9 protein-coding genes are annotated in these 9,543 nt (G+C 71.6%); 4 read left to right on the top strand and 5 right to left on the bottom strand.

The annotated features are described in order from the left end of the window. Positions 1-119: 119 nt before the first annotated feature. Both LQ326_RS35230 and LQ326_RS35225 read right to left on the bottom strand, forming a co-directional pair. The gene (locus LQ326_RS35230; RefSeq protein WP_234543144.1) at positions 120-1,256 is read right to left on the bottom strand and encodes a right-handed parallel beta-helix repeat-containing protein; all 1,137 of its coding nucleotides are present in this window, start codon (positions 1,254-1,256) and stop codon (positions 120-122) included. Positions 1,257-1,380: 124 nt separating this feature from the next. Next, positions 1,381-1,836 (bottom strand): DUF2000 domain-containing protein, encoded by a 456-nt coding sequence (locus LQ326_RS35225; protein WP_234543143.1) that lies wholly within the window; start codon positions 1,834-1,836, stop codon positions 1,381-1,383. A 49-nt stretch (positions 1,837-1,885) separates the two neighbouring features. On the opposite strand from LQ326_RS35225, the gene LQ326_RS35220 reads away from it, so the two are divergent. Continuing rightward, positions 1,886-2,701, top strand: coding sequence for a helix-turn-helix transcriptional regulator (locus LQ326_RS35220; RefSeq protein WP_234543142.1), 816 nt, complete (start codon positions 1,886-1,888; stop codon positions 2,699-2,701). A 13-nt stretch (positions 2,702-2,714) separates the two neighbouring features. On the opposite strand, the gene LQ326_RS35215 is transcribed toward LQ326_RS35220, so the two are convergent. The 3 genes from LQ326_RS35215 to mshA all read right to left on the bottom strand — a co-directional run bounded on the left by LQ326_RS35215 (position 2,715) and on the right by mshA (position 5,508). Then, positions 2,715-3,521 (bottom strand): hypothetical protein, encoded by an 807-nt coding sequence (locus tag LQ326_RS35215; RefSeq protein WP_234543141.1) that lies wholly within the window; start codon positions 3,519-3,521, stop codon positions 2,715-2,717. A 156-nt stretch (positions 3,522-3,677) separates the two neighbouring features. Continuing rightward, positions 3,678-4,178 (bottom strand): type III secretion system chaperone family protein, encoded by a 501-nt coding sequence (locus tag LQ326_RS35210; protein WP_234543140.1) that lies wholly within the window; start codon positions 4,176-4,178, stop codon positions 3,678-3,680. Continuing rightward, positions 4,171-5,508 (bottom strand): D-inositol-3-phosphate glycosyltransferase, encoded by a 1,338-nt coding sequence (gene mshA, locus LQ326_RS35205; RefSeq protein WP_234543139.1) that lies wholly within the window; start codon positions 5,506-5,508, stop codon positions 4,171-4,173. Before mshA ends, LQ326_RS35210 begins: the two co-directional genes overlap by 8 nt. Before the next feature lie 291 nt (positions 5,509-5,799). On the opposite strand from mshA, the gene LQ326_RS35200 reads away from it, so the two are divergent. The 3 genes from LQ326_RS35200 (at position 5,800) to LQ326_RS35190 (ending at position 9,495) form a co-directional block, all read left to right on the top strand. After that, positions 5,800-6,594 carry a class I SAM-dependent methyltransferase gene (locus tag LQ326_RS35200; protein WP_234543138.1) on the top strand — a complete coding sequence of 265 codons (795 nt, stop codon included), beginning with the start codon at positions 5,800-5,802 and terminating at the stop codon, positions 6,592-6,594. Between the two features lie 185 nt (positions 6,595-6,779). Further along, positions 6,780-7,892 (top strand): C40 family peptidase, encoded by a 1,113-nt coding sequence (locus tag LQ326_RS35195; protein ID WP_234543137.1) that lies wholly within the window; start codon positions 6,780-6,782, stop codon positions 7,890-7,892. 292 nt (positions 7,893-8,184) lie between these two features. Next, positions 8,185-9,495 carry a PP2C family protein-serine/threonine phosphatase gene (locus LQ326_RS35190; RefSeq protein ID WP_234543136.1) on the top strand — a complete coding sequence of 437 codons (1,311 nt, stop codon included), beginning with the start codon at positions 8,185-8,187 and terminating at the stop codon, positions 9,493-9,495. The last annotated feature ends 48 nt before the right edge of the window (positions 9,496-9,543 follow it).

Genomic DNA, 9,543 nt, shown 5'->3' with positions numbered 1-9,543 from the left:
AGGCGGGGGCAGGGGCAGGGACGCGGGCCTGACGGACCGAGGTCCGGGATCTCCGGGCGGCGTCCCGAGGTGAGCCCCTGCCCTTGTACGACGGAGGGCAGGGGCCTTCCCGGACGGCGTCAGTCCGTGCAGCCCGGTACCAGGCCGACAGAGCAGTTGGTCGGGATGTTGTGGGTGACCTTCGAGGCTGTCACCGAGACCAGGTTGGTGGTGAAGACACCGCCGGGCGCCGACGTGGAGGCGTTGTCGCGGACCGTGCTGTGGTCGAGGGCGACGGATCCGCCGTTGTTGTAGATGCCGCCGCCCACGGAGACGATGGTGGCGCTCGCGTTGGGACCGTTCGCGCTGTTACGGGAGACCTCGGTGCCTTTCAGGAGGAGCACCCCCGTGCCCGTGTTGTAGATGCCACCGCCCTGGCCCGCCCGGCCTCCGACGACGTTGCCGCTGACCTTGGACTTCACCAGCTTCAGGTTGGCGTTGTTGTAGATCCCGCCGCCTCGGTCTCCCGTGTCGGTGTTGTTCGTGATCTTGCTGCCGTCGATCTCCATCGAGCCGCTGCGGACGTAAAGGCCGCCACCCTCCGTTGTCCCGGCCGCGGTGTTCCGCCGGATCACGTTCATGCCGACGAAGGTCATGCCCCCGGCCTGATAGACCGCGCCGCCGGCGCGCCGGGCGTGGTTGCGGGCGAACTCGGAGTTCTCGGTGGTCACGGAGCCGGCGGTGTAGAGGCCACCGCCGTCGAACGCGTTGTTGAACGCCACATAGCTGCTTTTGATCTCCGCCGAGCCGCCCGTCTCCACCGCGATGCCGCCACCGCTTTCCGTGGCGGTGTTGTCGAGCACGTCGACCTTCGACAGCCTGAGCCCGCCGCCGCTGTTGACGTGGATTCCGGCGCCGTTCCCGGTGGGGAGATACCCACCGCGGACCGTGAGCTCCTTCAGACGCAGGTCGCCGCCCGAGCTGACCTCGAAGATCCGGAAAGCAGGGGTGGCCGCCCCGTCGCGCACGATCGTCGCGCCGTTGCCCCGGATCGTGAGGCTCCGGGTGATGGCCGGCAGAGCGGCCATCAGGTGGTACGAACAGTCGCGGCGGAGATCAAGGGTCTCACCGTTCCGCGCGTTGGTGATGGCAAGGGCCAGCGCCGTCCCGCTGCACGGAACACGGTCCGGGTCCGCGGCGTTCGCCGGTCCGCTCGTCAGGCCCGTGGCGATCGCCGCCGCGGCTGCGGCCGCGCTGCAGAATCTGATGTATCGCATGACAGTCACATACGACATTCAGAACAGATCGCAGCAATTGCGATGATCGGATCACCCGGTTACGCGAAGGAAATCCACCGGTCGGCCGACAGGACCGGCCGAGAGGATCGGCCGACAGGGCGGATCACGGATGCATCCGCGCCCCCTTCAGCACCTTGTCCACCGCGTTCCGCGGCCCGTACACCGAGAGCCCCACCAGGTCGAGTTCCGCCGTGGGTACCGCGCGCACCGCCGCGCGGTTGTCGCGGTCGTTGCCGGTGGCGAAGAGGTCGGCGGTGAAGACGGCGCGGGGCAGAGCACGGCTCAGCGCCCGCTCGTGGGCGGCCTTCAGGGTCTCCTTCTCGCCCTGGAAGACCAGCACCGGCTGCCGGAACATCGGCAGGTAGGCGACCTGGTCCGCGTCCTCGTACGGCTCCCCGACCACCTCGGGGAGCGTCGCGCCCAGGCCGCTCACCAGGAACGCGGTGACGTTCAGGCGCTGCCAGGGCTCCAGGTCCGCGCGCAGCAGCACGGCGATCTTCGTGTCGAAACGGACGGGGGCCGGGGACGAGGCGGTGTCCAGGGGGGTCGTGGAACTCATGCCTTGAGACTGCCGGGCGTCGTACGGCCCGGTCTTGTACGTTCTTTGCATGGCCGCCCGGCAGTCCGTCACACAGGAAGTCACCGCCTGGCGCCCCCGCGTCCCGGGCGTCACCGAGGTCTTCCACGCCCGTTTCACCGGGTACGCGTACCCGATGCACGTCCATGACGCCTGGACGCTGCTCATCGTGGACGACGGCGCCGTACGGTACGACCTCGACCGGCACGAGCACGGCACCCCCGCCGACACCGTGACCCTGCTGCCGCCGCACGTGCCGCACAACGGCTCCCCCGCCACCGCGGACGGCTTCCGCAAGCGGGTGGTCTACCTGGACGGGACGCTGCTCGGGGACGATCTGATCGGAGCCGCCGTGGACGGGCCCGACCTGCGTGACCCCCTGCTGCGGCAGCGGGTCGGCCTGCTGCACTCCGCACTCGCCCGTCCCGGCGACGAGTTGGAGGCGGAGAGCCGGCTCGCCCTGATCGGCGAGCGGCTGCGGGGCCTGCTCCGTCCCCGGCTCGCGGTCCATGAGCCCGCTGACCCGTCCCTCGCCGGCGCCCTGCGCGAGCTCCTCGACGAGCGGGTCGCCGACGGGCTCGCCCTTGAGCAGGCTGCGCGGCTGCTGCACGCCCATCCCGCCCACCTGGTACGGGCGTTCAGCGGCGCGTACGGCATCGCCCCGCACCAGTACCTGATGTCCCGCCGGGTCGGCCGGGCCCGCCGGCTGCTGCTCGACGGCGTGCCGCCCGGCGAGACGGCCGCCGCCACCGGTTTCTACGACCAGGCCCATCTCACCCGGCACTTCCGGAAGCTGGTGGGGGTGACCCCGGGGCGCTATCGCGACAGCGCGCGGTACGTCGGCTGACCTGCGCGATACGTCAGCTGACGTCGACGTAGTCGCCGGCGGAACTCGCGCCGCCGGTGGTGGCCGTGGCGCCGAAGGTCCAGCGGTAGTAGCCGTCGGCGGCCGCCTTGACCGTGGTCTTCAGGGCACCGGCCGAGTCGGCCCGCACCGTCTTCAGCGTCGTGTACGTGCTGCTGCCCTTCTTGCGGAACTGCAGCCTGGCCGCCTTGCCGCCGAAGCCGACATACCTGTGCTTCACCCAGTCCGCGCGCGTGATCGCGCCCTTCATGGTGAGCGTCCCGCCCTTGGCGACGGGCTCCGGGGTGGCGTTGGCGGTGACCTTGGCCGCGCGCAGGACCTGCACGGTGCCGAGGCCGGTCAGGAGCTCCTGGCTCTTGAGCTTGTCGTCCGAGCCCCAGATCTTCGCGCCGGCCGCGATCTTCCAGGTCGTCGCGTCGTTGCCGGAGTCCAGGGTGTAGCGCGGCTCGATGTAGAACTCGCCGCCGCAGTCGGCAGGCTGGGAGCCGTTGTCGCCGCAGCCCACCGAGCTGATGTAGATGCCGCCGTCCGCGTTGCCCTTGGCGGCCGTGGTGTCGTGGTAGAGGAACGGGAGCACCTGTGCATCGGCGAGCTTGACGCCGGACGGCCAGGTCATGCGGAAGGTGAAGCCGGGCTTCACCTTCGCGGTGGTGCCCACCACGATGGGCTTGCCCCCGTTCACGACCATCCTGGTCACCGAGATCCCGGTGTCGGCCGCCGCCGCGGACGGTGCCGCGAGGGCTCCCAGGGCCAGCGCCCCCGCGAGCACCACCGCTGAGCCGGACGATCTGCCTGCACGCATGCACAACCTCGCACTGACGAGAGAAAAAGGTAAGACCCGGTTAAGAAGAAGGGTCGTGGCAGGTTAACAGCAGGCAGACGGGCGGAAGTTCACGCCCCTCTGGTGGAACGTCACGGCCCCTGGGGCGCCGAGGCCCGGCGTTGCCCGGATCCGCAGTCAGTCGGCGGGGCGTTCGATCAGGTGCGTGAACGCGTCCAGGTTCCGGGTCGACTCGCCGCGCGCCACCCGCCACGCGTACTCCTTGCGGATCGCGGAGGCGAAGCCCAGCTCCAGGAGTGTGTTGAAGGCGCCGTCCGCGGCCTCCAGGACCTGGCCGAGGAGGCGGTCGATCTCGTCGGCGGTGACGGAGGCGAGCGAGAGCCGCCCGGTGAGGTAGATGTCGCCGAGGCGGTCGACGGCGTAACTCACGCCGTACAGCTTGAGGTTGCGCTCCAGGAGCCAGCGGTGGACGGCCGGTTCGTTCTCGTCGGGGTGCCGGATGACGAAGGCGTTCAGGGAGAGGGAGTGACGGCCGACGAGGAGGGAGACGGTCGTCTTCAGCTTGCGGGTGCCGGGAAGCTGCACGACGTAGGTGCCGGACTCCGGGCTCTCCCACTCCAGTTCGGCGTCCTTGAGGACACCCTCGATGACCTGCGCGGCCTGGTCGACATCACCCATGGGCCGAGCGTACGCGACGGCGGTGGGACTGGGCCGCGGCCAGGTAGACGTCGGCGGTGGCGGCGGCGGCCGTGTCCCAGCCGAAACACTGGGCGTGCCGGGCGGCCGCGCTGCCGAAACGGTCCGCCAAGGACGCGTCGTCGGCGAAACGGCGCAGCACGCGCGCGTAGGCGGCCGGATCGTGACCGCCCACCAGGAAGCCGGTCTCGCCGTCCCGTACGGCCACGGGCAGACCGCCGACGGAGGCGGCGAGCACGGGTGTGCCGGCCGCCTGGGCCTCTATGGCCACCAGGCCGAAGGACTCGCTGTAGGACGGCATGACCAGGACGGAGGCGGCCCGGAACCAGTCCGCGAGCTGGTCCTGGCCGACGGGAGGGCGGAATCGTACGACGTCCGCGATGCCGAGCCGCGCGGCCAGCTTCTGCAGGCCCTCCGGCTTGGTGAGACCGCTGCCGCTGGGGCCGCCGACGATCGGCACGACGATCCGGGAGCGGAGTTCGGGGCGTTCGTCGAGGAGGACGGCCACGGCGCGCAGCAGCACGTCGGGGGCCTTGAGGGGCTGGATGCGGCCCGCGAAGAGCGGGATCAGGGCGTCCTGCGGGAGGCCCAGGCGGGCGCGCGCCGCCTGCCGTCCGTCCGCCGGGCAGAACCGGTCGAGGTTGACGCCGGGGTGGACCACGGCGACCTTGGCGGGGTCGGCGCTGTAGTGGCGGACGAGCTCGCCGGCCTCTTCGGAGGTGTTGGCGATGAGGCGGTCGGCCGCGGCGACGATCTGGGTCTCGCCGATGACCCGGGCTGCGGGCTCGGGGGTGTCGCCGTCGGCCAGGTTGGCGTTCTTGACCTTGGCCATGGTGTGCATGGCGTGCACGAGCGGGACGCCCCAGCGCTGGGCGGCGAGCCAGCCGACGTGGCCGGAGAGCCAGTAGTGCGAGTGGACGAGGTCGTAGTAGCCGGGGCGGTGCCCGGCCCAGGCCTGCATCACGCCGTGCGTGAAGGCGCAGAGCTGGGCGGGGAGGTCCTCCTTGGCGAGGCCCTCGTAGGGGCCGGCGTCGACGTGCCGGACGAGGACGCCGGGGGCGAGCTCGACGACGGGCGGGAGGCCGCCGGAGGTGGCCCGGGTGAAGATCTCGACGTCGATGTCGATCGCGGCGAGGCGCTGCGCGAGCTCCACGATGTAGACGTTCATGCCGCCGGCGTCGCCGGTGCCGGGCTGGTGGAGCGGGGAGGTGTGCACGGAGAGCATGGCGACGCGGCGGGGCCTGCGGGGCCTGCGGAGCCGGGCGGCGGCCGACGGGGAGTGGCGAGCGAGCCTGCTGATGTACTGGCTCACGTGGCGGTCCTCCTTGATGCGGGCATGCCTTCGGGAGGACGTCGGGGGTCCTCTGGGTGTGCAACAGCGGAGGGCCGGGTTCCCATTCCGGGGGCGGTTGATTTTACCGACACATTGCCTGAAGTCGCTCAACCGTTCGAGGACGAGAGGCGTGGGGATGGGACGGTCGCGGACTCGAATGCGGGCGGGTGGGGCTTGTCGCGCCCACGCGGCGGAGCCGCCCATCGGCACAGCCCCGCGCCCCCACGGAGCGCGTCGGTGCGGGGCGCGCCACTGTCTACCCTCTTAGGCATGACAGCCCGCGCCGCCTCCCGCCCCGTGGGAACGGTGACGCGCGGGACCACCAACCCCAACCGGCTGCGCCGCATGGACCGCTGGATCGCCGTCACGCACGGGGCCGAGCTGCGGCGCGCGGCCGACCCCGTCGCCGTCGACCTGGGTTACGGCGCCGCCCCGTGGACCGCCGTCGAGTTGCTCGGCCGGCTTCGCGGCGTCGCGCCACGCACGCGTGTCGTCGGGATCGAGATCGAGCCCGCGCGGGTCGCCGCGGCCAGGCCGTACGAACGGGAGGGGCTCGCCTTCCGGCACGGCGGGTTCGAGATTCCCGTTCCCGCGCGGCCGTTGCTCATCCGGGCGGCCAACGTGCTGCGGCAGTACGACGAGGGCGAGGTCGCCGAGGTGTGGCGGCGGCTGTGCGGGCGGCTCGCACCCGGCGGGCTGCTGGTGGAGGGGACCTGTGACGAGATCGGGCGGCGGCACGTGTGGGTGGCGCTCGGGACTCAGGGGCCCCGGACGGTGACCTTCGCGACCCGGCTCGGCTCCCTGGAACGGCCCTCGGACCTCGCCGAGCGGCTGCCGAAGGCGTTGATCCACCGCAACGTGCCGGGCGAGCCGGTGCACGCGTTCCTGCGGGACTTCGACCGCGCGTGGGCGGCGGCCGCGCCCTACGCGTCGTACGGCGCCCGGCAGCGGTGGATCCGGGCGGTGCGGGATCTGACGGCCGACTGGCCGGTGACGGACTCGGCGACGCGCTGGCGGCAGGGCGAAGTGACGGTGGCGTGGGGGGCCTTGGCGCCGAAGGCCTGATGGGGCGGGGTGGGAACGACCTCGATGAGTCGTTCGTCACAAAGGCGGGGAGATCGTCATGCTCGGGGGGAAACCGGGGAGGAACCCACCTGCCGCTGCCTCTGTCGCTTTGCGGCGCGCCATGGCACGATCCTCCACGTGTCGTAAGTTACTGACGATTAATCAGATTTTCTGGGGGGCGGGTCATGGGACCGGACAAGCGCACCGTCCGGGCAGGCGGGAGCGGGATCCTGGGGACGGCGGTGACCGTGGTCTGCGCGGTGACGGTGCTGGCGGCACCCGGCACGGCGTTCGCGGCGCCCGCCCCGACCCCCTCCCCCACCGTCTCGGCCTCGGCCGGCACGTCCGCGGCCCTTCCGCCGGACAAGGACCTCGAGGCCGTACGCGAGAAGCTGGACGCGCTGTATCACGACGCGGCCGTCGCCACCGACGCGTACAACGCCGCCGAGGAGGCGGCCCGGAAGCAGTCCGCCGAGATCGTCGACCTGGCGCAGAAGATCGTCAGAGGGCAGCAGAAGCTCGACGCGTTGAAGGAGCGGGCGGGCCGGGCGGCCGCCGCCCAGTACCGCACCGGCGGGCTGCCGGACACCGCCCAGCTGATACTGAGCGACAACCCCTCCGAGTTCCTGGACGGGGCGGGGCGGGTGCTCCAGGGTGAGCGCGCCACCAAGGCCCTGCTCAGGGAACTTACCCAGACCCAGCAGGACTTGAGGCAGTACGCGGCGGACGCGGCCGACCAGTGGAACAGGCTGGAGGCCGGCCGCAAGGCGAAGGCCGCCGCGAAGAAGAAGATCAAGGAGCGGATCGCCGCCGCCGAGAAGCTCCAGTCGAAGCTGGAGAAGAAGCAGAAGGAGCGGCTCGCCGAGCTGGAGCGGGAGGCCGCCTACAAGCAGCAGACCGCCTGGCTGGGCACCGGGATCCTCGGCGAGATCCACAGCAAGGCGTCCGCGGCGGGCAGGAAGGCGGTCGCGTTCGCCACCGCCCAGCTCGGCAAGCCGTACGTGTGGGGCGCCGAGGGCCCGGACTCGTACGACTGCTCCGGGCTGACCTCGCAGGCCTGGGCGAGCGCCGGGAAGCCGATCCCGCGCACCTCCGAGGAGCAGTGGAAGCAGCTCAAGCACGTCGACGTCAAGGACATGCGGCCCGGTGACCTGATCATCTACTTCGACGACGCCAGCCATGTCGCGATGTACATAGGGGACGGCGCGATCATCCAGGCCCCGCGCCCGGGGCGGACGGTGTCGGTCGGCGGCGCGGGATCGATGCCGATCCTCGGGGTGGTACGGCCGGACGCCTGAGCACCGCCAGGCGCTTCAGGCGTGATGCCCCCCCTTTCGTGAGCTGAGTCATGTGACCCAGCGCATGCCAACGCCCCTTCAAACTCCGGCGGCACGTGACCTTCGTCATTCCTGCCGGACGGCCCTGTTGCCCAACTGCAGTACGGCATACGGCATATGCCAGCGGCCTGAGACAGGGCGGCGCGGCTCACCCCATTCCGTTGCGGCGGCCAGTACCGCTATGGTCCCCGTCGGGTGGGTCGAGGTCCCTCGCCCCGCCATGCCCTCGGGGGGAGGGAAGGAACCCGACACGATGCCCGTACCCGTACCGCGGCAGAGAGCGATCCCGGCCGTGGAGAGTGGTCAGGCGCCGGCCGCCGTGCCCGCACAGGGCGGCGGCCCTCTCATGGAAGAGGCCAACCGCACGGAAGCCGTCGCCTCGAACACCGGCGGCACCACTCTCACCCTGCTGCTGATCGAGGACGATCCGGCCGGTTCACCGGTTCTGCCCGAGTTGCGGGACGCGTCCGGCAACTCGATCCGCGTCCGCACCGCCCGCAACCTCACCGAGGCCGAGCGGCTGCTGACCGACGACGTCCACTGCATCCTGCTGGACCTGGCCCTCCCGGCGCCGGGCGACAAGGAGACGGGGGGCGAGCTGGCCGTGCTCAAGCACGTGCTGGAGCTCGCGCCCCGGCATGCCGTGCTGGCGCTCACCGCCTCCGGTGACGCCGAGCGCGGCACCGAGGCCGTACGCGTCGGCGCGCAGGACTACCTCTTCCGCGACGAACTGGACGGGCGGCTGCTGAGCCGCGCCATCCGGTACGCCGTCGAGCGCAAACGCTCCCTGACGACCGAGCGCAAGCTCGCGGAGGGGCGGCTGCGGGCGCAGGAGAACCGCCGTCTGGAACGGGGCCTGCTGCCCACGCCCCTGCTGGAGGGCTCCTCGCTGCGCTTCGCCGCCCGCTACCGCCCCGGCCGCTCCCGGGCGCTGCTCGGCGGTGACTTCTACGACACCGTGCGCACGCCCGACGGGACCGTGCACGCGATGATCGGCGACGTCTGCGGGCACGGCCCGGACGAGGCCGCGCTCGGCGTGGAGCTGCGGATCGCCTGGCGGGCACTGACCCTGGCGGGGCTGTGCGGCGACAAGCTGCTGTCCACGCTGCAGCAGGTGCTGGAGCACGAACGCTCCGACGAGGAGATCTTCGCGACGCTCTGCACCGTCGACATAGCGCCGGACGGACACGGGGCCGGACTGTGCCTGGCCGGGCATCCGGCGCCGCTGGTCGCCCGGCCCGGACAGCCGGCCGAGCTGCTGCCGTACGAGAACAACGGGCCGGCACTGGGGCTGCTGAAGGAGGCCCGGTGGCCGCGGATGCAGGTGGAGCTGGGCGCCGAGTGGAGCCTGATGCTCTACACCGACGGACTGATCGAGGGCCGGGTGGGCTCGGGCGGTGAGCGGCTGGGGCAGGAGGGGATGGTCGAGATGGTCCGACGGCAGCTGGCCTCCGGCCTGACCGGGGAGGCGTTGCTGCGGGCGGCCGTCAATGAGGTGCGGCAGCTCAATGGGGGCGAGCTCACGGATGACGTGGCCGTCGTGCTGCTGGATCGGGGGGTTTGAGCGGCCACGCCGTCACGGGGGGCTGCAGTGCGCCGGGTGCGGGTGTGA

Origin of the sequence: Streptomyces shenzhenensis (assembly GCF_021462265.1) — a bacterium.
Lineage (GTDB): Bacteria > Actinomycetota > Actinomycetes > Streptomycetales > Streptomycetaceae > Streptomyces > Streptomyces shenzhenensis.
This window is presented reverse-complemented; position numbering and strand designations above follow the sequence as displayed.